This window comes from Microbacterium sp. NPDC060117, from assembly GCF_042729315.1.
In the GTDB taxonomy this organism is placed as follows: domain Bacteria; phylum Actinomycetota; class Actinomycetes; order Actinomycetales; family Microbacteriaceae; genus Microbacterium.
In genome coordinates this window covers 401,762-427,705 of the sequence record NZ_JBHWXR010000002.1, presented here as the reverse complement: position 1 = coordinate 427,705, position 25,944 = coordinate 401,762, and the positions used below count along the sequence as shown (strand labels likewise).

The following is a 25,944-nucleotide window of genomic DNA, read 5'->3' as shown; positions in this document are numbered from 1 at the left end:
CCGTGGCCCGTACCGACTGCACCCTGCCCGACGCCGACCACAGCGATCGCCGGAGACACCCTGGAGACACCTGGAGGACAGGTCACTCGACCGTCGAGGAGCTGAGCATCGGCGCAAAGATGATGATGCCGGCACCCAGAAGGCAGACCGCCGAGCCGACGTAGTCCCACTGCGTGGGCTTGAACCCGTCGACGATGATTCCCCAGGCCAATGATCCTGCGACGAAAATGCCGCCATACGCGGCCAGCACACGCCCGAAGTTGGCATCAGGCTGGAACGCCGCGACGAACCCGTAAGCGCCGAGGGCCACGATTCCGAGGAGCGCCAACCACCAACCGCGATTCTCGCGCACCGCCTGCCAGATCAACCATGCTCCGCCGATCTCGGCAGCAGCGGCGACGAGGAACAGGATGATGATTCGAGCGGCCGTCATGCTGCCAGCCTGCCACCTGCGCGGATGGCGATGAGTCGGCAGCAGGGGAGCAAGGCCACCAGATCCATTTGCGGATCGTCGAGGACACGTGCTCCGCGTACTGACATAATGTGCATTATCAGCGATATCCCGAACGAGATCGCGGAACTCATCTGTACCGTGCGATTGCACGGTACGGCCTGCTGTGGGCGATCCCAGGGACTCATTCCGCTCTGCACGCGTGCGCGTGCGTGGCGCCCGTGCTGCGGCACGGCCATCACGCCACGCTGGTCCAGCGCGCTGTCAGCGGCGACGCCCACGAGGCGCCCCACAAGATCCAACTGTTCGACCCTCCAGATCCGCACCGACGAACCCGGGTCTGGGCCTGGGCCTGGGCCTGGGCCTGGGCCTGGGCCTGGGCCTGGATCGCATCATCGCCCGGATGGAACTCTTCCCCGCAGCACTCCGTCTGGGAAAGGGAACCCGAAGCTGACATAACAGCGCCGCGTCGTTATCGCGTTCTGCCGATCAGCTGGTCGCCGCCCGCTGCCGTGCCGCCTCATAGAGCATCAGCGTGGCGGCGTTCGAGGCGTTCAGCGAGCTCGCGGATCCGCTCATCGGCACGCGCACGATCACGTCCGCGGCGTCTCGCCACCCGCGCGCCAATCCGGTCGTCTCGTTGCCGATCAGCACCAGCGAAGGCTGAGTGAAGTCGTAGTCCCACACATCCACGTCGCCGTGCTCGTCGGTCGCGACCAGCGTGAGCGGCGTGCCCTGCGCCCGAACCTCTCGCACCCAGTCGAACACCGGACCACCCGAGGCCGCCCGTACCACGGGCGTTGCGAACAGCGACCCGGTCGACGCGCGGACCGACTTCGGATCGTACGGATCCGCCGCATGCCCCGAGACGATCAAGCCGTGCCCGCCGAGCGCGTCCATCGAGCGCAGGATGGACCCGATGTTGCCGGGTTGCGTGGGACGGTCGAACACCATCCCCAGGAAGTCCCGCGGCACCGGGATCCGCGACAGCTCATCCGAGGGCATCGCCACGACGGCGATGAGCTCCGTGGCGCCCTCGTCCTTGTCGGCCAGCTCAGCCAGCAGCACCGGGCTCATCGCGATCGTCTCCGGCGCCCGCTGCACCATCTCCCGCGCCCACGGCGACAGCGTGCGCTGCGCGTCGTGGATCACGGTGAGGATCGTCCAGCCGTGCTCGACCGCCTGGGAGATCGGACGCACACCCTGCACGACGAACCGATGCTCGCGTGAACGGTGGTTGCGGTTGCGCGTCAGCGCCTCGAGCAGCTGGAACCGCGAGTTGCGCGTCGTGATCCGAAGGTCCGCCATGGTGGATCTCCTCTCAGGCGCCGACGTAGGCGGCGAGGTGCTCGCCCGTCACGGTCGACTTCGCCGCCACCAGGTCGGCCGGGGTGCCTTCGTAGACGATGCGCCCGCCGTCGTGGCCGGCACCCGGACCGACGTCGATGATCCAGTCGGCATGCGCCATCACGGCCTGGTGGTGCTCGATGACGATCACCGACTTGCCGGAGTCGACCAGACGGTCCAGCAGCCCCAGCAGGTTCTGCACATCCGCCAGGTGCAGGCCGGTCGTCGGCTCATCCAGCACGTACGTCGCGGCGCCGTCGGCCATCTGCGTCGCGAGCTTGATGCGCTGACGCTCTCCACCGGACAGCGTCGACAGCGGCTGACCCAGCGAGAGGTAGCCGAGCCCGACGTCCTCGAGGCGGCTCAGGATCGTCACCGCGGCGGGAATCTTGGCCTCTCCCCCGCGGAAGAACTCGTGCGCTTGCGCAACCGGCATGTCCAGCACCTCGGTGATGTCCTTGCCGGCGAGCTTGTACTGGAGAACAGCCGCCTGAAAGCGCTTACCGCCGCAATCCTCGCAGGGGCTCTCCACGGTGTCCATGAAGCCCAGCTCGGTCACGATCACGCCTGCCCCCTTGCACGTCGGGCAAGCGCCCTCGGAATTCGCGCTGAACAGCGCCGGCTTCACGCCGTTCGCCTTCGCGAACGCCTTTCGGATCGGCTCGAGCAGCCCCGTGTACGTGGCGGGGTTGCTGCGTCGCGAGCCCTTGATCGAGGTCTGATCGATCGAGATGACACCCTCACCCTTGGCCACGGAACCGTGGATCAGTGAGCTCTTGCCCGAGCCCGCGACACCCGTCACGACCGTCAGGACCCCGAGCGGCACGTCGATGTCGACATCCTGCAGGTTGTTCGTCGTGGCGCCGCGCACCTCGATCGCCCCGGTGCGCTCGCGCACCTCCGGCTTGAGAGCCGCTCGGTCATCGAGATGCTGTCCGGTGAGCGTGCCGCTGGCCCGCAGCCCCTCGACCGTGCCCTCGAAGCAGATCTCGCCGCCGGCGCTGCCCGCCCCCGGTCCGAGATCGACCACGTGGTCGGCGATGGCGATCGTCTCCGGCTTGTGCTCGACGACGAGAACGGTGTTGCCCTTGTCGCGAAGCTGCTCCAGCAGCCCGTTCATGCGCTGGATGTCGTGCGGATGCAGGCCGATCGTGGGCTCGTCGAACACGTAGGTGACATCGGTGAGCGAGGATCCGAGGTGGCGGAGCATCTTGATCCGCTGCGCCTCTCCCCCGCTCAGCGTGCCGCTGGGCCGCTCCAGCGAGAGGTAGCCGAGACCCAGGGTGACGAAGGCATCGAGGTTCGCCCGCAGCGCGTCGAGCAGTGGTCCCGCGCCCGGCAGGTCGAGCGATCGCACCCACGCGGCGAGATCCGTCACCTGCATGCGGCAGGCGTCCGCGATGCTCACGCCGTCGATCTTCGAGGACCGCGCCCCCTCGGTGAGGCGCGTGCCGTCGCACTCCGGGCAGACGGCGAACGTCGCGACCCGCTCGACGAAGGCGCGGATGTGTGGCTGCAGGGCGTCGATGTCCTTCGACAGCATGGACTTCGTGATCTTCGGGATGAGCCCCTCGTACGTGATGTTGATCCCGTTGATCTTGACCTTGGTGATCTCGCCGTACAGGAACAGCTGGCGCTGCTTCTCCGTGAACGTCGAGACCGGCTTCGCCGCCGGGTAGAAGCCCGACTCGGCGAACTGGCGCACCATCCAGCCGTCCGCCGTGTAACCCGGCACCATGATCGCACCATCGTTCAGCGACTTCGTCTCGTCGACGATCTGCGTGAGATCCAGATCGGACACCGCTCCCCTGCCTTCGCATCGCGGGCACATGCCGCCGAGGTAGATCGCATCCTTGACGATCTTCTTCTCGCCGCCGGGGCCGGTCATCACGCCGCTGGCCTTCTGCGTCGGGATGTTGAAGGAGAACGCCGTCGGCCCGCCGATGTAGGGGGTTCCGAGCTTCGAGAACAGGATCCGCAGCATCGCGTTCGCGTCGGTGACGGTGCCGACGGTCGAGCGCGGGTTCGCACCGAGGCGCTCCTGATCGACGAGGATCGCGGTGGTCAGGCCCTCGAGCACGTCGACGTCCGGGCGGGGCACCGACGGCATGAACCCCTGGACGAAGGCGCTGTAGGTCTCGTCGATCATGCGCCGGGACTCGGCGGCGATCGTGTCGAAGACGAGAGAGCTCTTGCCGGAGCCGGACACCCCCGTGAACACCGTCAGTCGGCGTTTCGGCAGCTCGATCGAGACGTCCTTGAGGTTGTTCTCCCGGGCGCCCTGCACCCGGATCGCATCGTGGGTGTCGGCGACGTGCTGCTCGGTCATCGGCGTGTCTCTCCGTATCGGACGGGACGGCAAGGGGCGCGTCAAAGGATAGCGGTGCGCCCCGACGTCGTCGCAGGCACCGCGCAGGCTTCAGGCCACCTGCTGCAGACGGATCATGTTGCCCGCCGGGTCGCGGAACGCGCAGTCGCGGATCCCGTAAGGCTGGTCGATCGGCTCCTGCACGACATCCGCACCGCGCGCCTCGATCTCAGCGAACGCCGCATCCACGTTCTCCGTGGCGAGCACCACGCCGCCGAAGCTGCCCTTCGCCATGAGCTCCAGGATCGTGCGCCGCTCGTCGTCGTTGATGCCGGGGTCCACGGCGGGAGGCGTGAGCACGATCGAGGTGTCGGGCTGGTTCGCCGGTCCCACGGTGAGCCAGCGCATCTGCTGATAGCCGACGTCCTTGCGCAGTTCCCAGCCCAGCACGTCGCGGTAGAAGCGCAGCGACTCCTCGGCGTCGGTGTGCGGGAGGAAGCTGGCGTTGATCATGATGTCCATGCGGCTCACGCTACGCCGGAGGATCCTGCGGGGCTTCTCGATTCCTGATCGGTCTGGTCGCCTGCTTCTCTATCCATGAAGGGATCCCCGGTCCCAGACCGGGATCCGAGCGGTAGCGACTCGGCGAGACGCCGACGAGCTCGGAGAATCGGGTGCTGAACGTGCCCAGCGACTGGAACCCGACGGCGAAGCACGCCTCCGTCACCGACACATCGCCGCGGCGCAGCAGGGCCATGGCCCGCTCGATCCTGCGCGTCATCAGATACGAGTACGGCGGCTCGCCGTAGACCAGCTTGAACTGCCTGCTCAGGTGCCCCGCCGACATGTGCACCCCTGCTGCGAGGGCCTCGACGTCGAGCGGTTGCGCGTACTCCCGGTCGATGCGGTCGCGCACCTTCCGCAGGGCCGCGAGATCGCGCAGGCGATCGTCGTCAGCGGCCGGATTCATCTCACGATCCTCGCACGAGGGTGCCACGGGACACGGAATCCCCAGATCCGGGCACTGTCACAGGTGCCGCTGTACAGTGAGGGCATCCCCAATTCCCAGGGATTACTCAGAAAGGGCCATCCTCATGTCCGAAGCAGTTTCCGAAGCGAAGAGCCTCGTGAAGTCGCTCCGAGTCTTCCTCGCCGTCTCGGGCGTCATCGCCCTCATCGCAGGCATCGTCATGCTGGTGTGGCCGGTCAAGACCGCGTTCGTCCTCACCGGCATCATCGCCGCCTATCTGATCGTCGCCGGTGTCGTGTACATCGGGCTCGGCATCTTCAGCGCCGGCAAGTCCGGCTGGGCCCGGATCGGTCACATCGTGCTCGGTCTCCTGTACATCGTCGCGGGCGTCATCGCGTTCACGAACATCCAGACCGCCGCGATCGCCTTCGCCCTCGTCACGGTGATCTTCATCGGCGTGAGCTGGATCTTCGACGGCGTCATCTCTCTGACGCTCATGGGCACGGACGGGTCGAAGACCTGGACCCTGCTCTACGCCCTGCTCAGCATCATCGCCGGCATCGCGGTGATCAGCCTCGGACTGGCCGCCGTGCCGTTCTTCTGGCTGTTCCTGGCGATCTCGCTCGTGGTGCTCGGCATCGCGCAGATCGTGCGCGCGATCACCATCGGCAAGGACGCGAAGGCCGTAGCCGCGGCCGCGGGAGTCTGATCCCTCGGATCCACGCGAAAGCGGCCCGGAGCCTCTGAGGCTCCGGGCCGCTTTCGGCGTCTTCGACGCCTATTCGGCGACGAACCCACTGACGTCGCCGATCAGCCGCGTGTGGTCGGCCGGGACCGGCTCGACGGCGGCCTGCGCGACCTCGGCGGCGAACTCCGCCACGTTGTACAGACGTCCCGCCGACTCGCGCCGCTGGGAGATCGCGCCGGGATTGGCCCGTTCCAGCAGTGTGGCGGTGATCGTCCCCTCGATCATGTCGCCCGAGACGACGACGAACTCGACGCCCTGCGCCTCGACCGCCGGGATCAGCTCGCGCAGCGCGTCCTCGCCCGCGCGCTTGGAGAGCGCCACCGGCTCGTACTCGGGCATGGTCGGCGTGGTGCGGATGAAGTGCGCCTGGTGGCTCGTCACGAAGACGATGCGACCGCCCTCGCGCAGCAGCGGCAGTGCGGTCTCCAGCACGTTGACCTGCGCATCGCGGTTGAGGCGCAGCGCGTAGTCCTCGCCCATGTTCGCCTCCATGCCGCCGGAGGCGTTCAGGACCAGCACGTCCAGTCCGCCGAACTCCGCCTTGACCGCGCCGAACATCTCGGCGACCGACGCCGGGTCGGTCAGATCGGCGCCGACCACCAGAGCGCGGCGGCCGAGCGCTCGCACCTCGCCCGCGAGCTTCTCCGCGCGGGGTGCCTTATTGCGGAAGTTGATGACGACGTCCGCCCCGGCCTCAGCGAAGTACCGGATCGTGTCGGCGCCGATGCCACGGGAGGATCCGGTGACGAGGGCGACCTTGCCGGTCAGCGAATCGGCGGGAAGGGTCTGAGACACGGGGACTCCTCGAGAGGGTGCGCACGCGGCGCGCGGGTGGGACCAGAACACCCTACCAATCCGCGTGATTCCGCGGCGAGTGACGCGGTGAGGGCACGCTGACCGCGTGATAGGTTGGCAAAAAGAAGGGGCGGTATGGACACGATCCTGCAGATGTTCCAGGACTGGGCGTGGATCGGCTGGCTGGTCCTCATGGTCTTGTTCTTCGTCATCGAGATCTTCACGCTCGACATGACCTTCCTCATGCTCGGGCTCGGCTCCGCGGTAGGCCTGCTCTCGACGCTCACAGGATGGCCGGTCTGGGTGCAGGTGATCATCGCCGCCCTCGCGGCCGTGCTGCTCATCTTCGTCCTGCGACCGCCGCTGCTGCGCCGTCTTCATCGCGGCGAGGACCAGACCCGCTCGAACGTCGACGCGCTGATCGGACTGCACGGCACCGTGCTGCTCGAGGTCACGTCGCTCACCGGGCAGGTCAAGCTGAGCAACGGCGAAACCTGGACCGCCCGTCTCGCCTCAGAGGCTCCCGTCATCGCGCCCCTCTCCCCCGGCGCCCCGGTGACGGTGGAGCGGATCGAAGGCGCCACCGCATACGTCCGTTCCGCCCACGTCTAGGAGAAACAGGAGCAGCCCTTCATGGACAGCGCGTCCTTCATCCCCACCGCCATCGGATGGATCCTCGCGATCGCCGTCATCATCTTCGTGCTGGTGACCATCGCCCGATCGGTCAGGATCATCCCCCAGGCCACCGCCGGGGTCGTCGAGCGGCTCGGCAGGTACCACAAGACCCTGATGCCGGGCCTGAACCTGCTCGTGCCGTTCATCGACCGTCTGCGCCCCCTCATCGACATGCGCGAGCAGGTCGTCTCGTTCCCGCCGCAGCCCGTGATCACCGAGGACAACCTCGTGGTGTCGATCGACACGGTCGTGTACTTCCAGGTGACCGACGCCCGCGCCGCGACCTACGAGATCGCCAACTACCTCGGCGCAGTCGAGCAGCTGACGACCACCACACTGCGCAACGTGGTCGGCGGTCTGAACCTCGAGGAAGCGCTGACCAGCCGCGACAACATCAACGGCCAGCTGCGCATCGTTCTCGACGAGGCGACCGGCAAGTGGGGCATCCGGGTCGGGCGCGTCGAGCTGAAGGCCATCGACCCGCCCGTCTCCATCCAGGACTCGATGGAGAAGCAGATGCGCGCCGAGCGCGACCGTCGCGCGGCGATCCTCACCGCGGAGGGCACCAAGCAGTCGCAGATCCTGGAGGCCGAAGGTCAGCGGCAGGCGGACATCCTCCGCGCCGAGGGCGAGAAGCAGGCCGCCGTGCTGCGCGCCGAGGGCGAGGCGGAGGCGATCCAGAACGTCTTCAACGCCATCCACCAGGGCCAGCCCGACGACAAGCTGCTCGCGTACCAGTACCTGCAGATGCTGCCGAAGATCAGCGAGAGCGCATCCAGCAAGCTGTGGATCATCCCGAGCGAGTTCACGGAAGCGCTGAAGAACTTCGGCGGCGCGTTCACGCCGGGTTCCGGCGGATCCACGCCCTTCACCCCGAAGGCCCCCGTGTCGCCGGCCGTCCCGACCACGCGCGCGGCGGCTTCCCCTGCCGTGGCTCCCGCACCCGCCTCAGACGGCGCCGCGTGACCCACCCGTACTTCCAGGGCGCCTCGGCGCCGCGAGTCCTCGCTCACCGCGGTCTGGTGGGCGAGGACTCGTCCGTGTTCGACAACTCCGCCCTCGCCCTCGCCGCCGCCGACGCCGCCGGCGCGGAGTACGTGGAGACCGACTGCCGGGCCACCGCCGACGGTGACGCCGTGCTGTTCCACGACGAGACGCTGCAACGTCTGCTCGGAGATCCCCGTCCCGTGGCCGAGGTCCCGACGGCCGAGCTCGTCAAGCTGTTCGCCGCCCACGGCGGCCTGCTCACGCTCGCCGACGCCCTCGAGTCCTTTCCTCTGCTGCGGTTCAACGTCGATGTGAAGTCGCGTGCAGCTGCAGGGGACGTGGGTCGCGCAGTCGCCGCCCACGGGCACCGGGTCCTCCTCACCAGCTTCGACGACCGCAATCGCCGGGCCGCGCTGGAGGCCGCCGCGGCGGCCGGGGCCGATGTGCTGCCGGCGTCCTCGGGAGGGCGGACCGCGATCGCGCTGCTCCTCCTCGCATCCGCGCTGCGTCTGCGAGGGGTGGCCCGTCGGGTCCTGCGGGGACTGGACGCCGTGCAGATCCCCGAGCGGTTCGGCGCGCTTCGCGTGTTCACCCCGGCACTCGTCCGCGCCGCGCACGACGCCGGGGCCGAGGTGCACGTGTGGACCGTGAACGACCCCGAGCGCATGCGGACGCTCGTGTCCGCCGGCGCCGACGGCATCGTCACGGACCGCGCGGACGTGGCGATCAGGACCCTCTCCCCGCGCTGAGATCCAGTCCCACGGTTCTGCGGATCCGGTCCCATCTCTCGCGCCGTGCGGTCCTGGGCTGGGTATCGACTGTGAAAGCGTTCATGGTTTGCCCCCTTCGCACCTTCTGCACAGCCCGGGCCGATATACCTGAGGGCGACGAGAGGACCACACAATGGCAGATCGCAGCCTTCGAGGAATCCGACTCGGCGCCCAGAGCCTTCAGAGCGAAGAGGGCGTCGTCTTCATGGAACGCCAGCAGACCGCATACTCCTGCGACTCCTGCGGCCACGTGACCACCCTGATGTTCGCGGCCGACGCAGAGCCGCCGGCAACCTGGGAGTGCCGCACGTGCGGCGCCGATGCCCGACTTCAGATCGACGGCAAGTCCGTCGAGATCGCGGAGGACGGCGACAAGAGCGGACGCACGCACTGGGACATGCTTCTGGAGCGCCGCACCCGTGCGGAGCTGGAGGAGCTCCTGGAGGAGCGCCTCGCGTTCATCCGCGCGCGTCGCGGTGCCGGCGAGGACCCGACCCGCGAGAGGATCGGCGCCTAAGCCACCCACCGGCCCCGTCGTATGCGGGCGAGCACGCCCGCCACGACGACCAGGAGCAACCCGCCCCACAGCAGGATCTGCTCCAGCCAGGGCCCGATGACAACACCCGCGGTCGCCCCGGTGTGCAGCTCGACATCCTCGAGCAGCGCACCGGGGCGATCCTCGTTCAGCGAGGCCTGCGTCGAGCCGTCCGCGCGGATCACCTGACTGGTTCCGACCGTGGAGATGTTCACGACCGCCCGCCCGGTCTCGACGGCACGCATGCGCGCGATCCCGAGCTGCTGCAGATTCTCCACCGTGCCGCGGAAGTCGGCGTTGTTGGTCTGGAAGACGAGGACCTGCGCGCCGGAGTCGATCCCCTGCGCGATCAGTTCGTCATAGATCACGTCGAAGCAGATCGCAAGCCCCACGGGGGTGTCTCCGACGCGGACGACCGGCGCATCCGTACCCGGCGTGTACTCGCGTCCGATCAGGCCGATGAGATCCGGCACGATCGCGTTGAAGAACGCCCGATCGGGCACATACTCCCCGAACGGCACCGGGTGGCGCTTGGCGTGGGTCTGCACATCGTCCCTCGCCAGTGAACGGTGGTTGTCGGCCGGCCACAGGAACGAGGTGTTGTAGAACAGATCGCCCTTCTGCGTGGCCGCGTTCGCGAGGATCGGTGCGTGCACGCGCGCAGAGATCTCATCGAGCGCATCGGCGAGCACCGGGTACTGGAACGGGTCCCCATCGAGGCCGCCTTCCGGCCAGACCAGGAGATCCATGCGCTTGCCGAACAGGGGCTCCGTCGCCGCCGTCTGCGCATTCAGCACGGCGAGCGGTTCCCGTTCGTCGAAGTACCCGGTCGGACCGTTGCCCTGCACCGCGCCGATCCGCATCGTGCCGTTCGCCGACGTCGGGAAGGCCGGCAGGAAGGCGAGCAGCGCGACGAGCGCCGCGGGGATCACGAGCGCCGCCGCGCGCGGGCGCCGTCCCCTGCGTACGACCTCGACCAGGAGCGCGACGAGGAGCACCATGAGGAAGCCGAGCCCGCTGATCCCGACCCAACTCGTCACCCGCGCCGCCGCCGTGTCGGACATCGTGTAGGCGATGCGCGCCCACGGGAATCCGCCGTACGGCCAGTTCCCGAGGAACAGTTCGCGGCCGATCCACAGCGCAGCCACCACCGCGGACACCGCGCCGGCGCGGAGCAGACCCGGACGGACGAGGACGGGGATCCATCGATACGCGAGCGTCACCGGAACCAGAGCGACCGCTGTCAGAGCCGCCTCGAGAAGACCGAGCGCGAGCCACGGAACGGGACCGAGATAGCGCGCCGTCCACGAGACGAGGACCAGGTAGAACACCGCTCCGTACACGAAGCCGACCAGCAGGGCGGACCAGGTGCGGCGGCCGATCAGTGCGACCAGCAGGAGCGCCACGGCGGGGAAGGCCGCGATCCAGATCGAGAGTGCGGGAAACGCCAGGTTGAGGAGTCCGCCGGCCGCCGCCGCGGCGAGCAGCGCCGCCCAGAGCGGGAGCACAGGGCGGGGCGCGGGGGCTGCGGCGCGTGCCTCGGGCGGCGTGATGGTGCGGGTGGTCACGGTCACATCGACGAGTAGGCGACGATGCCACGGCGGACACCGTCGAGTGCGGTACGGGCGGTGCGCGCCGTGTCGGCGTTCGGCGCGACGATGGAGAGCTGGTCCAGCAGGTCGATGGTCTGCTTCGCCCAGCGCACGAAGTCGCCCGCCGCCATGTCCGCGTCTTCCAGGACGGCGTCGAGGGACATCCCGCGCGCCCAGGCGTGCATCGCCCCGGCGAGTCCGGCGGAGGGGCGATCGGATCCGGGCAGCCGGTTGTCGTGCTCGAGGTCGTCGAGTTCCGCCCAGAGTTCCTGCGTGCGCTCCCAGGCGATGCGGAAGCGACCCCGCGGCAGATCCCGGGGATCGATCGATCCGTCGTCGCGCCGCGGCTCGTAGACGAGGGCGCAGGCCATCGCAGCGAGGGACGGCGCGTCCAGCCCGTCCCACAATCCGCGCCGAAGCGACTCCGCGACGAGCAGGTCGCGCTCCCCGTAGATGCGCTGCATGGTGCGCCCCGCGTCGGTGAGCGTCAGCTGATCCCCGCTCCCCTGCACGTAGCCGACCTCGGTGAGCACATCGAGAACCCGGTCGAAGACGCGGGCGACGGTGCCCGTGCGGGTCTCGATCTGCCGACGGGTGCGGTCGGTCTCCCGCTTGAGCTTCCAGTACCGCTCGGCCCACCGCGCATGCTGTTCGCGATCCGGGCAGCGGTGGCAGGCATGACGCTGCATCGCGCGGCGGAGCGACTCGATCTGACGCAGCCGCTTCTCGCGCACCGCGCGCGGGGCCTGCTGATCGGCACGGTTCTTCTTCTCCAGATCGCTGAGCTCCCGCCGGATCCCCGAGTACTCGGTGAAGTCGCCCCGGTCGCAGGTCATCGATCCGAGATAGCCCTCGAGCGACGCCTCGGCCTCGCGAACGGTGCGCGCGAGCCCCACGACGGCGCGATCCGCCTGGAACTGGGCGAACGACGACTCGAGGACCTCCCGGGAGCGGTTGCGCCCGAACCGGTCCAGCAGGTTCACCGCCATGTTGTACGTCGGCCGGAAGCTGGAGTTCAGCGGATAGGTGCGTCGGGAGGCGAGCGCGGCGACGGCCTGCGGATCCATGCCCTCGGTCCACTGCACGACGGCGTGTCCCTCGACATCGATGCCGCGGCGGCCCGCACGACCGGTCAGCTGGGTGTACTCCCCCGACGTGATCGCGACGCGCGCCTCGCCGTTGAACTTCTCCATGCGCTCGAGCACGACGGTGCGCGCCGGCATGTTGATCCCCAAGGCGAGCGTCTCGGTCGCGAAGACGACCTTGAGCAGACGCTGCTGGAAGAGCTCCTCGACGATCTCCTTGAACGCGGGGAGCAATCCCGCATGGTGGGCGGCGACACCGCGTTCGAGATTGTCCAGCCAGTCCCAGTAGCCGAGCACGGCGAGGTCCTCATCGCGCAGCGTGCGCACCCGGTCCTCGACGATCGCGCGGATCTCCTTGCGCTCCTCGGCCGTGGTCAGCCGCAGCCCGGAGCGGCGGACCTGCTGCACCGCGGAGTCGCAGCCGACGCGGCTGAAGATGAAGAAGATCGCGGGCAGCAGGTTCGCACGGTCGAGCAGATCCACGACCTGAGGGCGGTCCAGCCGCTCGATGCGACGCACATTCGCGGAGCGGACCGGGCGCTTTCCGCCGCGTTGCGGGCGCCGTCCCTGCGCTCCCGCATGGCGCGCGCTGCGGAACTGCTGCGCATCGCGGTTGCGCTCGTAGTTCGCACCGCCGAACGAACGGATCCGCAGCAGCTCCTGGTTGACCTGCGCCGTGGCGATGCCGGCGCGATCGTCGAAGAGCGGGAGCAGGTCGTCCCGCACGAGCACGTGCTGCTCGAGCGGGACCGGACGGGTCTCGGACACGATGACCTCGGTGCCGCCGCGGACCGTGTCCAGCCAGTCGCCGAACTCCTCGGCGTTCGACACCGTCGCGCTGAGCGCCACGATCCGCACGCTCCGCGGCAGGTGGATGATGACCTCTTCCCACACCGCGCCGCGGAAGCGATCGGCGAGGTAGTGCACCTCGTCCATGATCACGTAGCGGAGATCGTCGAGGGCGCGGGAGTCCGCGTAGATCATGTTGCGCAGCACCTCGGTGGTCATCACCACGATGCGCGCGGAGCCGTTGATGTTGACGTCTCCGGTGAGCAGCCCGACCTGGTCCGCACCGTACACGTCGACCAGTTCACGGAACTTCTGGTTCGACAGCGCCTTCATCGGCGTCGTGTAGAACGCCTTGTCCGACGGGGTCGACATCGCCTGGTGGATCGCGAACTCGCCGACGATCGTCTTGCCCGCGCCGGTCGGCGCCGCCACGAGCACACTGCTGCCGCGCTCCAGGGCGTGGCAGCCTTCGATCTGGAACGGGTCCAGCTGGAAGCGCTGCATCGCCGCGAAGGCGGTCGTGGCGGGGTGGTCCTGAGCGGCGCGGGCGGCGGCGTAGCGATCCGCCGGCGACGTCATGCCGTGGACTCCTCGAGGAACTCCTGCTGACGCTTGTGCTTGCGCCTGTCGAAGAGCAACGACAGGGACGCCGCGGCGAAGTACAGCACGATCAGGATGCCGGCGAGCATCAGCATGCTGACCACGTCGGCGGCGGGGGTCGCCAGGGCCGCGAACAGGCACGCGATCAGGATCGCGATCCGCCAGGCCTTGAGGATCGCCCGCCCTGACATGATGCCGGCGAAATTCAACGCGACGAGGAACACGGGGATGATGAACGAGATCCCGATCACGAGCATCAGCTTGAAGACGAAGTCGTAGTAATCCTGCGCGTTGTAGAGGTTGGCCGCGCCCTTCGGCGTGAAGCCCCACATGAGTTCGACGATGTGCGGCATGACGAGCACGCCCACATAGCAGCCGGCGAAGAACAGCGGCACGGCAGAGGCGACGAAACCGACCGTGTAGCGGATCTCCTTCTTCGTCAGGCCGGGCATGATGAATGCCCAGATCTGCCACAACCAGACCGGCGCCGACAGGAAGATGCCGATCGAGAACGCGATCCTCATCCGCATGTCGAATGCGGCAGTCACCGTTCCGAAGTTCAGCGCGGCGAAGTTGTCACCACGTTCCTTCGCAACCTGACGGATCGGTTCGGTGACGAAGCTGATGATCGGGTCCGTCACGAGGAACGCGACGATCATCCCGACGAGGAGAGCGGCGGCTGCGATGACCAGCCGCTTCCTCAGCTCGACGAGGTGCCCCGCGAGGGGCATGGTTTTGTCGCGACGCGGCTTCCGCCCCTTCGTCGCCGGTGACGCGTCGGTCACGCCCGTCAGCGCTGGGTACCGGCGTCGTGCGGCGGGTTGACGGCGGTGGTGTCGGCCGTGTTCTGCACGGGAGTCGGCAGAGCCGTCGTGGCGGGCGCCTGCGTGGATGCGGCGGCATCAGTCGCGGAGGCCGCGGCGTCCTCGTCCTTCATGGCCTTCATCTCACCCTTGAAGACGCGGGCCGACTGTCCCATGCTCTTCGCGAGCGCGGGAAGCTTGGCCGCGCCGAACAACAGCAGGATGACGGCGAGGATGATGACCAGATGCCATCCGTTGAGTCCGGCGAACATGATGATCTCCCTTGATGGATCGGGTGTTGCGCACAGTCTACCGTGACTGCGAGGTGGTTTGTTCGGAGTACAGCGCAAGTGCTGCGGCAGCCCATTCCCGAGCGGCGCAACGCGCCGATGCGGGTTCGAGGATCTCCACCGCGCCGCCGAAACGAGCGGCCAGCCGTTTGAGGCTGAGCGGGTCCCCCACATGAAGCGTAGCGGTCATGGAGGAGCCCTGGACGCCGGCATCGGCGCGGCGCAGATAGTCGCGCAGGAGCGGTGCGAGGCGCTCCGGGAAGCGGATCACCGCCTCGTCGCTCTCCCCGTCGCCGGCGAACAGCTCGGGCACGGGCTCATCGCCGTGCGTGATCGCGATGTCGGTGAGTCGCGGCTCGCTGACACGGTCCAGGTGGAATGTGCGCATCGCGCGGCGCAGGTGGCACCAGCCCTGCAGGTACCACTGCCCGTTCGTGATGAGCACCGTGACCGGGTCGACCGTGCGCGTCGTCGGTGCCGCATCCGGCGCGCGGTAGGTGAACGACACCGCGACGTGCTCGTTCAGGGCGGTCGCGACGACCGTGCGGACCTCGTCGACCGGCCCCGGCGCGACGATGACGTCCGCGGGCAGCCCTGCGGCACCCCGCGAGAGCTTCGTGATGAGAGTCTGCACCACCGTGGAGTCCGCGACACCCGGCACCGCCGAGGCGAGCTGCAGGCCGGCGACCAGCGCGGCGGCCTCGCGTGCGGTGAACTTCGGCACGCGGCGCAGGCCCACGTCGTTGGTGATCTCGATGATGCCCTGCTCGTCCAGCAGGTCCCAGTTGATGTCGAACAGCTCCTGCGGCGCCTGCCAGTAACCCTCGTCCCCGGGCAGCCCGATCACCGTGAGCTTCTCGACCATGGCCCGCATCTGCGCCTCGGTCATGTCGAACTCCGCCGCGGCCTCGGCCAGCGACACCTCGCCGCGCTCGAGCAGATACGGAACGAGCGTGAGGTAGGCGCGGACGCGGTCCGAGCTCAGCAGAGGTCTGCGCTGCGCCATCATGAACGCTCCTTCACGTCTGCATGCGCCGCGACCGCCGCACGTAGACGCACGATCACCGCATCGCGGAGCACGGCGGGCTCCACGACACGCACCTCCGGCCCGTACGAGGCTAGTTCATCCGCGAAGATGTGCAGATCCACGTAGCGCACGCGGATGCCCTGCACGGCCGGCTCAGCGCGCCGGCCGAGACGCAGCGCCGCCTCCGTGCCGGGGGTGACCTCCAGCAGGGCGGAGTGCGCGGCGGCGACCGCTTCCAGGCTCGCGAGCGCCCGCTCCCCGGCGCCCTCCCGCAGCTCGGCGGGGAAGGCATCGTTCGTGACCGTCACGTCTCCCACGATGCGGGTGAGGAGGAACATGCGGTCGCCCTCGGCGTCCACGTCGCGGCCGAAAACATGCCAGCGCGCCTCGTACTCCACCAGGGCGAGCGGCTGCACACGGCGCCGGCGAGGCGCCTGCTCCCCCGGCTTCAGGTAGTCGAAGGCGACGCCGACGCTGCGCTCGATCGCGCCCTGCAGCGGGGCGAAGGCCGCATCGCGCGCGGTGATGCGCGGTGCGAAGCCGATGATCGGCTCATCCACGTCGATCCCCAGAGCGCGGATCTTGCGCACCCCGGCCTGGGCATCGGCGGACAGGGACTCCTCGCTCCAGACGCTTCCGGCCAGGCGGAGCACGGCGAGCTCGGCCGGGGTGAACTCGATGTCGACGGGCAGGTCGTATTCCGCTTTCGGAATGCGGTAGCGCGCCTCACGCAGATCATTCGGATCGGCGTGGTCGCCCAGCGTCTCGATCGGGATGCCCAGCGCGCGCAGCTCTTCCTTGTCGCGCTCGAACATCTTGTCCAGTGCGTCCGCCTTGCCCTCCGCACGCTGGCGGTAGCCCGAGACGGACGCGAGGATCTGCTGCTTGGTCAGCCCGATCTCCGTGGCCATGAGCGCCACGACGAGATTCGTCAGACGCTCCTCCGCGGGGATCCGTTCCGCCATTTACTGGCCCGTCGTGGAGGAGTTGTCGATGCCGAGAATGTCGACGACGATCGCCTGGGTGCCGTTGCCGTCGCTGCCCGTGCCCGCACTCGCGTCGGCCGGCGGAACGATCAGGAGCACCTGGGATCCGACGGTCTGCCCCTCGATGCCGGCGGCACCGGAGATCACCGCGGACTGGGAGTCCCACGTGCTGTTGACGACCTTGCGCGTGTCCCAGTCCACGCTGGTGAACTGCACGCGGACTCCGTCGGTCTTCTTCACCTTGGGCCCGTCGCCGTGGATGAGGGTCTGGACGACCTGCTTGGTGGGCTTCTTGGCGTCAGGGATGATGATGCCAGGGCGTCCGTCGGGCGCGCGGACGACGGTGGGCAGGCCCAGGGCGTCGTTGTACTCCAGCGAGCCCTCTGCATGCGGCAGGAACACCGTGCGCACGTCGAGCACCGCGACAGCGGCGTCCTCCGCAGCGGTGCCCGCGGGGAAGCCGACGAGCAGACGCGACCCCGCGGTCGCGCACTGGAGCGCGTCGCCGAGCGGCTTCGCCTGGGACGCCAGGCTGTTCACGTCCGAGGCCGCCGTCGTCTTGTCGAAACCGGTCGCGCCGATCTTCTGCCCGGTCCGCGCGTCGTACAGCGCGATGTCCACGACGATCGGCTGGTTCTTCGCGGTGATGGGAGTGCCCGTCCCGACGATGAGGTCGTCGACGCTCGCCTTCTGCACCTTGGTGGGTGACGCGATGGTGACGGTCGGCTCGGCGCCGAAGTCGCCCTTCACCGTCACGGAGTCGGTGAGGCCGGACGATTTCGGCTGCGTCGGGCAGGCCTGTCCGGCGAAGGACGGACCTGCGGAGCAGCCGGCCAACGCGAGGGCGGCCAGGCCGAGGGTGATCAGAGCAGCGGCAGTCTTACGCACGCGCTCCAGTCTATGCGGACGGATCCGCCCCTTCGGTTCCTTCCGCCTCCGCGTCGCCGGACGCCGCCAGTCGCGCACCGCCTGCTGCCCGCTGCGCCTCGCGGACGCGCTTGCGCAGGTTCTTGTCGGTGATCTCGCGATCGCCCACGGCGCCGGGAGTCCACAGCTCCACGTCCTCGTCGCCGTAGCTGGGCTTCTTCGCCGCACGGCGCTTCACATCAGGCGGAATGGCGCCGGGGGCGAGTCGGCGGGCGGTGATGAGGAAGCCCGTGTGCGCGACCATCCGGTGATCCGGCCGCACCGCCAGGCCTTCGACGTGCCAGCCGCGGACCATGGTCTCCGAGGACTCCGGCTCGGTGAACAGGCCCGTGCCGCGGACGTACTCGGCGACCCGGGAGAGCTGCGTGGCGGTGGCGATGTAGCAGAGCACCACGCCGCCGGGGGCGAGTGCCTCCGCGACCGCGTCGATGCACTCCCACGGCGCGAGCATGTCCAGCACGACCCGATCGACGGTGCCGGCCGAGAACTCGGTGGGCAACTGCTCCTGAAGATCGCCCACGACGACGCTCCAGGTCTCGGGGAGCTCACCCAGGAAGGTCTCCACGTTGGCGCGGGCGACGTCGGCGAAGTCGTCGCGACGCTCGAAGGACACCAGGCGTCCGCTCGGTCCGATCGCTCGCAGCAGGGACAACGAGAGGGCCCCGGACCCGACACCGGCTTCGACGACGGTCGCACCGGGGAAGATGTCGGCCTGGGTCAGGATCTGCGCCGCATCCTTGGGATACACGATGGCCGCGCCGCGCGGCATGGACATGACGAAGTCGCGCAGCAGCGGACGCAGCGCGAGGTATTCGTTGCCCGAGCTGTTGGCGACGACGGAGCCGTCCGGCAGGCCGATGAGATCGCGGTGACGCAGAACGCCATGGTGCGTGTGCAGCTCGCCCTCCGCGCGGAGCGTGACGGTGTGCATCCGGCCCTTGGGGCCCGTCAGCTGCACGCGATCGCCCTCACGGAACGGGCCGCTGGGCCTCTGCGCGCTCACAGGGCCGCCTCCGCGCGGGCGGCGCGGACACGGGTGAACTCGACGGCGAGGTCGTCGACTCCGCGCCCGTCCAGCGAGTCCCAGATGGCATCTGCATCGAGACCGTCGAGGGCGACGATGTGCGGCACGCCGATCGCGACCGTACGGGCGGATACGGCGGCCTGCAATCCGGTGCGCGAATCCTCGAGCGCCACGGTGTCGGCGATGTCGACGCCGAGCGCGTCGGCCGCCTGCAGATAGGGGTCCGGGAAGGGCTTGGGACGCTCGACGTCATCGCCGCCGACGATCACGTCGAACGCGTCGAAACCGATGAGCGACACGATGTCCTCGGCCATGCGGCGCAGCGACATGGTGACCAGAGCCGTGCGGATGCCCGCCTCGCGCAGCTCGCGCAGCAGCTCCCGCGCGCCCGGCCGGAACGGCACGCCGTCCTGCTGCAGACGCACGCGCACGCGCTCGGTGAGCTCGTCCACGATCTCCTGGGCACCCATCTCGACACCGGCGCCCTGGAGGATGATCGCGCTGTCGATCAGGCCGTTGCCGACCAGCTGCAGAGCCTGCTCATGGGTCCAGGTGCCGCCGAAGGACTCGATGAGATCAGTCTCGGCGTCCATCCAGTACGGTTCGGTGTCGACAAGGGTTCCGTCCATGTCCCAGAGGACCGCGCGAGGGTGTTGATTCACTCCCCCATCGTACCGGCGGCCCGCGCCGCCGACGGTGGCGGGGACTAGCCTGGACGGAACACACGGCGCAGGTCGCCGCAGGAAGGAACACTGTGCAGGTACTCGGAACCCGGATCGTCGTCGCCGCCTTCGACGGCTGGAACGACGCCGGAGAGGCCGCATCAGCCGCTGCCGAGCAGATCGACGACGGCGGCTACTCCCTCGTGCACGCGGCCGATCCCGAGCTGTACTTCGACTACCAGTGGGCCCGCCCGACGCTCGAACGCGACCAGGAGGGCAATCGCAGCCTCCGCTGGCCCTCGGCACGGATGCTGCGGCCCGCCGGAGCCCCGGAGAGCACCGAGCCGAGGCTGTGGCTGCTGACCGGCACCGAGCCCGCGCGGGCATGGCAGGCGTTCAGCGCCGAGTTCATCGACGCGGCACTCAGCGAGGACGTCACGGGCTTCGTGACACTCGGCGCGATGCTCTCAGACGTGCCGCACACCCGCCCCATCTCGATCTTCGCGTCGAGCGAGAACGCCGAGGTCCGCGAGGCGCTCGGCATCGAGCGCTCGACGTACGAGGGCCCGATCGGAATACTCTCCGCTCTCGAGCACGCTGCGGAGGAGGCCGGGATCCCCGCGCTGTCGCTCTGGGCCAACGTGCCCCATTACGTGCAGACCGGCGGCTCGTCCCCCAAGGCGACGCTGGCCCTGCTGGACCGACTGCACGAGGTGACCGGGATCGACGTGCCGCGAGGATCGCTGTCGACCGAAGCCGCCATGTGGGAGGCGACGATCGACGCCGCCGCCGCGGAGGACGAGGAGATGGCCGCCTACATCGCGCAGCTCGAGACGAAGCGCGACACCTGGGAATCCCCCGACGCCTCGGGCGAGGCGATCGCACAGGCCTTCGAGCGGTTCTTCCGTCGCAACGGCGAGGGTCCGGGCGAGCACAAGCGCTGAGCCGTCGCGCCCGCACGGATTCCGATCCGCCCGCGCGGGCGGACGCGCGGTCAGGGCTTGATCACGCCGAGCGCGAGCAGGACGATGAGCACGATGCCGAGCAGGATCCGGTAGACCACGAACGGCAGGAAGCTGCGCTGCGAGATCCAGCGCATGAAGAACGCGATGACGCCCAGGCCCACGACGAAGGCGATGCCCGTGGCGGCGAGGGTCTCGCCCGCGGAGAACACGCTCGGCTCGCCGATGCTCTTGACCGCCTGATAGACGCCGGATCCGAAGACGGCCGGGATCGCGAGCAGGAACGCGTAGCGCGCGGCCGCCTCGCGCTCATAGCCGAGCAGCAGGCCCGCCGTGATCGTGCCGCCCGATCGGGAGACGCCAGGGATCAGCGCGAGGGACTGCGCGAGGCCGTACACGATGCCGTGACCGAGGGTGAGGTCCTTGAGGGTGCGCCGACGCGCCCCGATCGCGTCCGCGACGCCGAGCAGCACGCCGAACACGATGAGCATGATCGCGACCAGCCACAGCGAACGGAACACGGTCTCGATCTGGTCCTTGAAGACCAGGCCGAGCACGACGATCGGGATGCTGCCGATGATGATCAGCCATCCCATCCTGGCATCGGGGTCGTTGCGCGGGATCCGGCCGATCAGGGCGGCCCACCAGTTCCCGATGATCCGGACGATGTCGCGCCAGAAGAACACCACGACGGCGGCCTCGGTGCCGATCTGGGTGATCGCGGTGAACGCCGCGCCGGGATCCTGTGCGCTCGGCAGGAAGGCGCCGACGATGCGCAGATGCGCGCTGGAGGAGATCGGCAGGAACTCGGTGAGGCCCTGGACGATCCCCAGGAAGATGGCTTCGAGAAGGTGCATGGATCGCTTTCGCGTCGTGCGCAGGCTCGCGCGGGGAGGTCGGTCTGTGGTCGTGAACCGGAGCGGCGGTCAGTAGGTGCGCAGCAGGTCGGTCAGCACGCGTTGCCCGAACACCAGCGAATCGATCGGCACGCGCTCGTCCACGCCGTGGAACATGCCGGTGAAGTCGAGATCGGCGGGCAGTCTCAGCGGCGCGAAGCCGTAGCCCGTGATGCCGAGGAACGCGAGCGCCTTGTTGTCCGTGCCCGCGCCGAGCAGGTACGGGATGACGGGGACGCCCGGATCGTGCCGCTCGAGCGCCGCGACCATGGCGTCGACGAGAGGACCGGCGAACGGCGTCTCCATGCCGATGTCCTGCACCACCATCTCGAGCTCGATGTCGTCGCCGACGAGTGCGCGCAGCTGCCCGAGCACGTCCTCTTCCTGGCCCGGGATCACACGCACGTCGATGAGCGCCTCGGCGCGCTCGGGAATGACGTTGTGCTTGTAACCGGCCTGCAGCACGGTGGGGTTCGTCGTCGTGCGCAGCGTGGAGCGCAGGAACGCCTCGGCGGGCCCCGCCGTCGCGGCCAGGGCATCGGGGTCGTCCACGGGAAGGCCTGTCAGCGCGCTCATCCGGTCGAGGAAGTCGCGAGTGGTGTCGGTGAGCTGGATCGGCCACGAGGTGCGGCCGATCGCGGCGACGGCGTCGGCGAGTTTCGTCACCGCGTTGTCGGGATGGAAGCGGCTGCCGTGCCCGGCACGCCCCTTCGCGATGAGGCGGATCCACATCAGCGCCTTCTCCCCCACCTGCAGCAGGTAGGCGCGCTGGTCTCCGACGGGGATCGAATATCCGCCGACCTCACTGATCGCCTCGGACGCCCCCGCGAACCACTCGGGCCGGTTCTGCACGACAAGGGCGGAGCCCTCGACGCCGCCGTTCTCCTCATCGGCGAAGAACACCAGGATCAGGTCGCGCTCGGGCTGCTCGCCCGCCCGCAGGATCTCGGCCACGGACGTGAGGATCATCGCGTCCATGTTCTTCATGTCGACTGCGCCGCGGCCCCAGAGCATGCCGTCCTGCACGATGCCGGCGAACGGGTCCACGCTCCAATCCCCCGCCATCGCGGGCACGACGTCGAGATGCCCGTGCACGACGAGCGCCGGCTTGTCCTTGTTCCGACCCTCCACCCGCGCCATGACGTTCGTCCGCCGCGGGATCGGCTCGTAGTACTCCGGCTGCAGGCCGAGCGACTCCAGGTAGGCCCCGACGTACTCCGCGGCCTCCCGCTCGCCCTTCGCGTCGCCGCCGCCGAAGTTGGACGTGTCGAAACGGATGAGCTCGGCGGCGATCCGCGCGACCTCGGGAAGTCCGGCATCCGTCTGGGGCATTGCACCAGGCTATCGAACCCCTGCGACGCGCCCGACGTGCACCCTGGTTCGAGCAGACCCCAGGATCGTGCTAATCTCGATCTTCGGTTGGGAACAGCCGAAAACACCAGCGCGGGTGGCGGAATAGGTAGACGCGCTAGCTTGAGGTGCTAGTGCCCGAATAGGGCGTGGGGGTTCAAGTCCCCCCTCGCGCACGCTGGTAGGAAGGCCCCGGGTCCGAAAGGATCCGGGGCCTTCTTCGTGCCCGGCCAGTCGATGGGCGGATACGAGGAGAGCCGGGATCAGCGATCCCGGCTCTCCTCGTATCCGCCGTGGGTCAGCCGACGCTGACGTTGAACAGCAGACCCAGCACGTAGGTGACCGCGGCGGCGCCGAATCCGATCGCCAACTGGCGCAGACCGCGCCGCAGCGGCGGCCCGCCGGAGAGCACCCCGACGGTCGCACCGGTGCCGAGCAGGGCGATCCCGACGAGCGCGAGGGCCAGGAGCACCGCCGGCGTGCCCTGCATGCCGAAGATCCACGGCAGCACCGGCACGATCGCGCCGGAGGCGAAGAGCAGGAAGCTCGAGATCGCGGCCGGCCAGGCGTTGCCGATGATCTCGTGCTCATCGCCATCGGCGATCGGCACGCGCAGCGGGCCGGTGGCCCGCTGCGCCATTCCGGCCTTGGCCGCGCTCACGACGCGGCGGGCGCGCTGCAGCGACTCGTCGGCGTCCATGCCCCTCGCCCGGTACACGAGCGCGAGCTCGTTCTCATCGAGGTCGAGGTCGCTCGCGGTGGCGTCGCCGTGCCCGTTCTCCTCGGTGGCCTCCAGCAGCTCGCGCTGCGAGCGCACGGACACGAACTCGCCCGCCCCCATCGAGAGCGCCCCGGCGAGCAGGCCCGCGAAGCCGCTGAACAGCACGAACCCGCTGCTCACACCGGTGGCGCCGATGCCGAGCACGAGCGCGAGGTTGCTCACCAGACCATCGTTCGCGCCGAACACCGCGGCCCGGAAGGACCCGGAGAGCTGGCGCCGACCACGCGCGGCGAGCCCGCGGACCACTTCGAAGTGCACCTTCTCATCCGCACGCATGGCCGGTGTGGCGTATGCCTCGGAGTCGTACGGGGATCGCGCTTCGGCGCTCTGCGCGAGTGCGAGCACGAAGATGGATCCGAAGCGCCCCGCCATCCAGCCGAGGATCCGGGTGCGCAGGCCGGGACGCGGAAGACGGTGCGGCTCTCCGCCGAGCAGCTCGAGCCAGTGCGCCTCGTGGCGCCCCTCGGCGGCGGCGAGCTCGAGCAGGATCTCGCGTTCCTCGCCTTCGCGGCGCTGGGCGAGCTGTTGATAGACATGCGCCTCCGCGCGCTCCTCGACGAGGTAGCGCGCCCAGCGACGGCGGTCGGCCGCTGTGGGCTCGGCGGGGACAGGAGCAGGGGTGTTCATGACGTCCTTCACGGATCGGGGCAACCGTTCCACGCTATCGATCCAGGCCCCGCGGATCCGCGCCAGGACGGGGATTGACAGCATTTCGGGGATCCGAACCGGGAGATTCCGGGCGCGTCCGCGCGACCTGCTCAGAGGCCGATCGCTCCGAGGCGGAATCGGCTCAGGAGCGCACGCGTCGGCGCAGCAGATCGATGCGCGACTGCAGCTGCGTCACAGTGGCCTGCGCCACCGCGGGGCCGCCGCACAGCCGGCGCAGTTCGGCGTGCACGGCACCGTGCGGGTCGCCGGTCTGGCGCGCATAGACGCCGACGAGACTGTTCAGCAGCTGCCGCTGCTCGCGCAGGGTGCGGTGCAGCGGCTCCGGCAGCGTCGTGGTGGGCGCCGGGGTGACGGCCTCGCGCGCTTCCCGCAGCCGCGACTGCCGCGACTGCCGCTGCATGAGCAGCTCGTGCACGTGCTCGGGTTCGAGAAGGCCCGGGATCCCGATGAACTCCTCCTCCTCGGGCGTGCCAGGCTCGGCGAGCTGGCCGAACTCCTTGCCGTCGAAGACGACGCGGTCGAAATGCGCGAGCGAGGAGATCGCCTGATAGCTGAACTCCTGGGTGAGTGCATCAGAGGCGTCCTCCTCGCGGTTCGCGCTCTCCAGCAGCGAATCCTCGAGCCCGTCCTCGTCCTTCGACTGCCGATCCAGGGCGTGGTCCCGCTGCCGCTCGAGCTCGTTGGCGAGCTTCATGAGCACGGGGACGTTGGGCAGGAACACGCTCGCCGCCTCGCCGCGACGGCGGGCGCGCACGAAGCGGCCGATGGCCTGCGCGAAGAAGAGCGGCGTCGACGACGACGTGGCGTACACGCCGACCGCGAGGCGGGGCACGTCCACGCCCTCGGACACCATGCGCACGGCCACCATCCAACGGTCGCCCGACGCGCTGAACTTCTCGATCCGCTCCGAGGCGGTCGCATCGTCGCTCAGCACGACGGTGGGGCGCTGCCCCGTGAGCGAGTGCAGGATCTTGGCATACGCGCGGGCGACCGTCTGATCGGTCGCGAGCACGAGACCGCCCGCATCGGGGACATGATGGCGGATCTCGGTGAGCCGCCGATCGGCGGCAGAGAGCACGGCGGGCATCCACTCCCCCTCCGGGTCCAGCGCCGTGCGCCAGGCCTGAGAGGTGACGTCCTTGGTGTTGTCCTGGCCGAGGTGCGCCTCGAGCTCGTCGCCGGCGCTCGTGCGCCAGCGCATCTTTCCCGCGTACATGTGGAACAGCACAGGGCGGACCACGCCGTCCTGCAGCGCCCGACCGTAGCCGTACGCGTAATCCGTGCTGGAGATCCGGGCACCCGATTCGTCGGGCAGGTACTCGACGAACGGGATCGGCGCGGTGTCGCTGCGGAACGGAGTTCCTGACAGCAGCAGACGTCGCTTCGCCGACCCGTAGGCGTCGCGGATGGCGTCGCCCCAGCTGAGGGCATCACCGCCGTGGTGCACCTCGTCGAGGATGACGAGCGTGCGCGCGTCCTCCGTGAGGTGTTTGTGCACCGATGACTTCGCAGCGACCTGCGCGTACGTGACGACGACGCCGTGGTACTGGCGGGAGGGCGCCCAATGGCTGTTGCGGAACCGCGGATCCAGGCGGATGTGCACCCGCGCGGCGGCGTCGGCCCACTGCGTCTTGAGGTGCTCGGTCGGCGCGACCACGATCACCCGGTCGACCTCGTTCGTGCGCAGCAGCTCGACCGCGAGCGTGAGCGCGAACGTGGTCTTGCCGGCGCCCGGCGTCGCGGCGACGAGGAAGTCCCGGCGCTCGGGGATCCGGAAGTACTCCTCCAGAGCTTCGCGCTGCCATGCCCTCAGCCTGTCTGCGGTGCCCCAGGGCGCGCGCTGAGGGAAGGACGGGGAGAGCATGGGATTCCACGATAGACGAGGCGGCTGACATTCCCGGGCGCGTCGGATCCC

25 protein-coding genes and 1 tRNA gene are annotated in these 25,944 nt (G+C 69.1%); 7 read left to right on the top strand and 19 right to left on the bottom strand.

The genetic code is table 11. The features are described 5' to 3' along the window. Positions 1-82 precede the first annotated feature (82 nt). The 5 genes from ACFWCK_RS08185 to ACFWCK_RS08165 all read right to left on the bottom strand — a co-directional run bounded on the left by ACFWCK_RS08185 (position 83) and on the right by ACFWCK_RS08165 (position 5,076). On the bottom strand, positions 83-433 hold the full coding sequence (locus tag ACFWCK_RS08185; protein WP_378805396.1) for a YnfA family protein: 351 nt from the start codon (positions 431-433) through the stop codon (positions 83-85). Between the two features lie 507 nt (positions 434-940). Further along, positions 941-1,759 carry a TrmH family RNA methyltransferase gene (locus ACFWCK_RS08180; protein WP_378805395.1) on the bottom strand — a complete coding sequence of 273 codons (819 nt, stop codon included), beginning with the start codon at positions 1,757-1,759 and terminating at the stop codon, positions 941-943. Positions 1,760-1,772: 13 nt separating this feature from the next. Next, positions 1,773-4,127, bottom strand: coding sequence for an ATP-binding cassette domain-containing protein (locus ACFWCK_RS08175; protein ID WP_378805394.1), 2,355 nt, complete (start codon positions 4,125-4,127; stop codon positions 1,773-1,775). Positions 4,128-4,217: 90 nt separating this feature from the next. Next, positions 4,218-4,628, bottom strand: coding sequence for a VOC family protein (locus ACFWCK_RS08170; protein WP_233309455.1), 411 nt, complete (start codon positions 4,626-4,628; stop codon positions 4,218-4,220). A 10-nt stretch (positions 4,629-4,638) separates the two neighbouring features. Then, positions 4,639-5,076 carry a helix-turn-helix transcriptional regulator gene (locus ACFWCK_RS08165; RefSeq protein WP_378805393.1) on the bottom strand — a complete coding sequence of 146 codons (438 nt, stop codon included), beginning with the start codon at positions 5,074-5,076 and terminating at the stop codon, positions 4,639-4,641. A 124-nt stretch (positions 5,077-5,200) separates the two neighbouring features. Here ACFWCK_RS08165 and ACFWCK_RS08160 point away from each other — a divergent pair, with 124 nt between their 5' ends. Further along, on the top strand, positions 5,201-5,785 hold the full coding sequence (locus ACFWCK_RS08160; RefSeq protein ID WP_233309453.1) for an HdeD family acid-resistance protein: 585 nt from the start codon (positions 5,201-5,203) through the stop codon (positions 5,783-5,785). 69 nt (positions 5,786-5,854) lie between these two features. On the opposite strand, the gene ACFWCK_RS08155 is transcribed toward ACFWCK_RS08160, so the two are convergent. Next, positions 5,855-6,619 (bottom strand): SDR family oxidoreductase, encoded by a 765-nt coding sequence (locus ACFWCK_RS08155; protein WP_378805392.1) that lies wholly within the window; start codon positions 6,617-6,619, stop codon positions 5,855-5,857. Positions 6,620-6,754: 135 nt separating this feature from the next. Between ACFWCK_RS08155 and ACFWCK_RS08150 the strand changes: the two genes are divergently transcribed. The 4 genes from ACFWCK_RS08150 (at position 6,755) to ACFWCK_RS08135 (ending at position 9,568) form a co-directional block, all read left to right on the top strand. Continuing rightward, positions 6,755-7,231, top strand: coding sequence for an NfeD family protein (locus ACFWCK_RS08150; RefSeq protein ID WP_378805391.1), 477 nt, complete (start codon positions 6,755-6,757; stop codon positions 7,229-7,231). 21 nt (positions 7,232-7,252) lie between these two features. Beyond that, entirely contained in the window at positions 7,253-8,260 is a 1,008-nt protein-coding gene (locus tag ACFWCK_RS08145; RefSeq protein WP_378805390.1) for an SPFH domain-containing protein, read from the top strand. After that, positions 8,257-9,030 (top strand): glycerophosphodiester phosphodiesterase family protein, encoded by a 774-nt coding sequence (locus ACFWCK_RS08140; RefSeq protein WP_378805389.1) that lies wholly within the window; start codon positions 8,257-8,259, stop codon positions 9,028-9,030. Before ACFWCK_RS08145 ends, ACFWCK_RS08140 begins: the two co-directional genes overlap by 4 nt. 154 nt (positions 9,031-9,184) lie before the next feature. Continuing rightward, positions 9,185-9,568 carry an RNA polymerase-binding protein RbpA gene (locus ACFWCK_RS08135; RefSeq protein WP_233309448.1) on the top strand — a complete coding sequence of 128 codons (384 nt, stop codon included), beginning with the start codon at positions 9,185-9,187 and terminating at the stop codon, positions 9,566-9,568. Here ACFWCK_RS08135 and lnt read toward each other — a convergent pair. The 9 genes from lnt to ACFWCK_RS08090 are packed head-to-tail and all read right to left on the bottom strand — an operon-like array spanning position 9,565 to position 19,371. After that, positions 9,565-11,160 (bottom strand): apolipoprotein N-acyltransferase, encoded by a 1,596-nt coding sequence (gene lnt, locus ACFWCK_RS08130; protein WP_378805388.1) that lies wholly within the window; start codon positions 11,158-11,160, stop codon positions 9,565-9,567. The two genes, ACFWCK_RS08135 and lnt, sit on opposite strands and share 4 nt — an antisense overlap. Then, a complete protein-coding gene (locus ACFWCK_RS08125) occupies positions 11,157-13,631 on the bottom strand; it encodes an RNA helicase (protein WP_233309446.1) in 2,475 nt (824 codons plus the stop codon). The genes lnt and ACFWCK_RS08125 overlap by 4 nt, the downstream gene beginning before the upstream one ends. After that, on the bottom strand, positions 13,628-14,383 hold the full coding sequence (tatC, locus tag ACFWCK_RS08120) for a twin-arginine translocase subunit TatC (RefSeq protein ID WP_233309445.1): 756 nt from the start codon (positions 14,381-14,383) through the stop codon (positions 13,628-13,630). The genes ACFWCK_RS08125 and tatC overlap by 4 nt, the downstream gene beginning before the upstream one ends. A gap of 59 nt (positions 14,384-14,442) precedes the next feature. After that, positions 14,443-14,727 (bottom strand): Sec-independent protein translocase subunit TatA, encoded by a 285-nt coding sequence (tatA, locus tag ACFWCK_RS08115; RefSeq protein ID WP_233309444.1) that lies wholly within the window; start codon positions 14,725-14,727, stop codon positions 14,443-14,445. Positions 14,728-14,764: 37 nt separating this feature from the next. Then, positions 14,765-15,754: a helix-turn-helix transcriptional regulator gene (locus tag ACFWCK_RS08110; protein ID WP_378805387.1), complete on the bottom strand. Its 990-nt coding sequence runs from the start codon at positions 15,752-15,754 to the stop codon at positions 14,765-14,767. Continuing rightward, a complete protein-coding gene (locus ACFWCK_RS08105) occupies positions 15,751-16,737 on the bottom strand; it encodes a helix-turn-helix transcriptional regulator (protein ID WP_378805386.1) in 987 nt (328 codons plus the stop codon). Before ACFWCK_RS08105 ends, ACFWCK_RS08110 begins: the two co-directional genes overlap by 4 nt. Further along, the gene (locus tag ACFWCK_RS08100; RefSeq protein ID WP_378805384.1) at positions 16,738-17,646 is read right to left on the bottom strand and encodes an FKBP-type peptidyl-prolyl cis-trans isomerase; all 909 of its coding nucleotides are present in this window, start codon (positions 17,644-17,646) and stop codon (positions 16,738-16,740) included. Positions 17,647-17,656: 10 nt separating this feature from the next. Further along, on the bottom strand, positions 17,657-18,688 hold the full coding sequence (locus tag ACFWCK_RS08095; protein ID WP_378805383.1) for a tRNA (adenine-N1)-methyltransferase: 1,032 nt from the start codon (positions 18,686-18,688) through the stop codon (positions 17,657-17,659). Continuing rightward, positions 18,685-19,371, bottom strand: a complete 687-nt coding sequence (locus tag ACFWCK_RS08090) for an HAD family phosphatase (protein WP_308192500.1) — start codon at positions 19,369-19,371, stop codon at positions 18,685-18,687. The genes ACFWCK_RS08095 and ACFWCK_RS08090 overlap by 4 nt, the downstream gene beginning before the upstream one ends. A 92-nt stretch (positions 19,372-19,463) precedes the next feature. On the opposite strand from ACFWCK_RS08090, the gene ACFWCK_RS08085 reads away from it, so the two are divergent. Continuing rightward, on the top strand, positions 19,464-20,315 hold the full coding sequence (locus ACFWCK_RS08085; RefSeq protein ID WP_378805382.1) for a PAC2 family protein: 852 nt from the start codon (positions 19,464-19,466) through the stop codon (positions 20,313-20,315). Positions 20,316-20,365: 50 nt separating this feature from the next. Here ACFWCK_RS08085 and ACFWCK_RS08080 read toward each other — a convergent pair whose 3' ends face one another. Both ACFWCK_RS08080 and ACFWCK_RS08075 read right to left on the bottom strand, forming a co-directional pair. Then, the gene (locus ACFWCK_RS08080) at positions 20,366-21,190 is read right to left on the bottom strand and encodes an undecaprenyl-diphosphate phosphatase (RefSeq protein ID WP_233309438.1); all 825 of its coding nucleotides are present in this window, start codon (positions 21,188-21,190) and stop codon (positions 20,366-20,368) included. A 69-nt stretch (positions 21,191-21,259) separates the two neighbouring features. Next, a complete protein-coding gene (locus tag ACFWCK_RS08075; RefSeq protein ID WP_378805380.1) occupies positions 21,260-22,561 on the bottom strand; it encodes a M20/M25/M40 family metallo-hydrolase in 1,302 nt (433 codons plus the stop codon). Positions 22,562-22,670: 109 nt separating this feature from the next. Here ACFWCK_RS08075 and ACFWCK_RS08070 point away from each other — a divergent pair. After that, a tRNA-Leu gene (locus ACFWCK_RS08070) sits at positions 22,671-22,755 on the top strand. A gap of 122 nt (positions 22,756-22,877) precedes the next feature. Here the strand turns inward: ACFWCK_RS08070 and ACFWCK_RS08065 are convergent. Both ACFWCK_RS08065 and ACFWCK_RS08060 read right to left on the bottom strand, forming a co-directional pair. Further along, complete coding sequence (locus ACFWCK_RS08065) at positions 22,878-23,987, bottom strand: VIT1/CCC1 transporter family protein (protein ID WP_378805379.1); 1,110 nt, start codon at positions 23,985-23,987, stop codon at positions 22,878-22,880. 163 nt (positions 23,988-24,150) lie between these two features. Beyond that, the gene (locus ACFWCK_RS08060) at positions 24,151-25,893 is read right to left on the bottom strand and encodes a DEAD/DEAH box helicase (RefSeq protein ID WP_378805378.1); all 1,743 of its coding nucleotides are present in this window, start codon (positions 25,891-25,893) and stop codon (positions 24,151-24,153) included. Positions 25,894-25,944 lie beyond the last annotated feature (51 nt).

Coding starts and splice junctions, on each gene's coding strand:
- ACFWCK_RS08185 (WP_378805396.1), bottom strand. CDS start 433: ATGACGGCCGCTCGAATCATCATCCTGTTCCTCGTCGCCGCTGCTGCC.
- ACFWCK_RS08180 (WP_378805395.1), bottom strand. CDS start 1,759: ATGGCGGACCTTCGGATCACGACGCGCAACTCGCGGTTCCAGCTGCTC.
- ACFWCK_RS08175 (WP_378805394.1), bottom strand. CDS start 4,127: ATGACCGAGCAGCACGTCGCCGACACCCACGATGCGATCCGGGTGCAG.
- ACFWCK_RS08170 (WP_233309455.1), bottom strand. CDS start 4,628: ATGGACATCATGATCAACGCCAGCTTCCTCCCGCACACCGACGCCGAG.
- ACFWCK_RS08165 (WP_378805393.1), bottom strand. CDS start 5,076: ATGAATCCGGCCGCTGACGACGATCGCCTGCGCGATCTCGCGGCCCTG.
- ACFWCK_RS08160 (WP_233309453.1), top strand. CDS start 5,201: ATGTCCGAAGCAGTTTCCGAAGCGAAGAGCCTCGTGAAGTCGCTCCGA.
- ACFWCK_RS08150 (WP_378805391.1), top strand. CDS start 6,755: ATGGACACGATCCTGCAGATGTTCCAGGACTGGGCGTGGATCGGCTGG.
- ACFWCK_RS08145 (WP_378805390.1), top strand. CDS start 7,253: ATGGACAGCGCGTCCTTCATCCCCACCGCCATCGGATGGATCCTCGCG.
- ACFWCK_RS08135 (WP_233309448.1), top strand. CDS start 9,185: ATGGCAGATCGCAGCCTTCGAGGAATCCGACTCGGCGCCCAGAGCCTT.
- ACFWCK_RS08125 (WP_233309446.1), bottom strand. CDS start 13,631: ATGACGTCGCCGGCGGATCGCTACGCCGCCGCCCGCGCCGCTCAGGAC.
- tatC (WP_233309445.1), bottom strand. CDS start 14,383: ATGCCCCTCGCGGGGCACCTCGTCGAGCTGAGGAAGCGGCTGGTCATC.
- tatA (WP_233309444.1), bottom strand. CDS start 14,727: ATGTTCGCCGGACTCAACGGATGGCATCTGGTCATCATCCTCGCCGTC.
- ACFWCK_RS08110 (WP_378805387.1), bottom strand. CDS start 15,754: ATGATGGCGCAGCGCAGACCTCTGCTGAGCTCGGACCGCGTCCGCGCC.
- ACFWCK_RS08105 (WP_378805386.1), bottom strand. CDS start 16,737: ATGGCGGAACGGATCCCCGCGGAGGAGCGTCTGACGAATCTCGTCGTG.
- ACFWCK_RS08080 (WP_233309438.1), bottom strand. CDS start 21,190: ATGCACCTTCTCGAAGCCATCTTCCTGGGGATCGTCCAGGGCCTCACC.
- ACFWCK_RS08075 (WP_378805380.1), bottom strand. CDS start 22,561: ATGCCCCAGACGGATGCCGGACTTCCCGAGGTCGCGCGGATCGCCGCC.
- ACFWCK_RS08065 (WP_378805379.1), bottom strand. CDS start 23,987: ATGAACACCCCTGCTCCTGTCCCCGCCGAGCCCACAGCGGCCGACCGC.
- ACFWCK_RS08060 (WP_378805378.1), bottom strand. CDS start 25,893: ATGCTCTCCCCGTCCTTCCCTCAGCGCGCGCCCTGGGGCACCGCAGAC.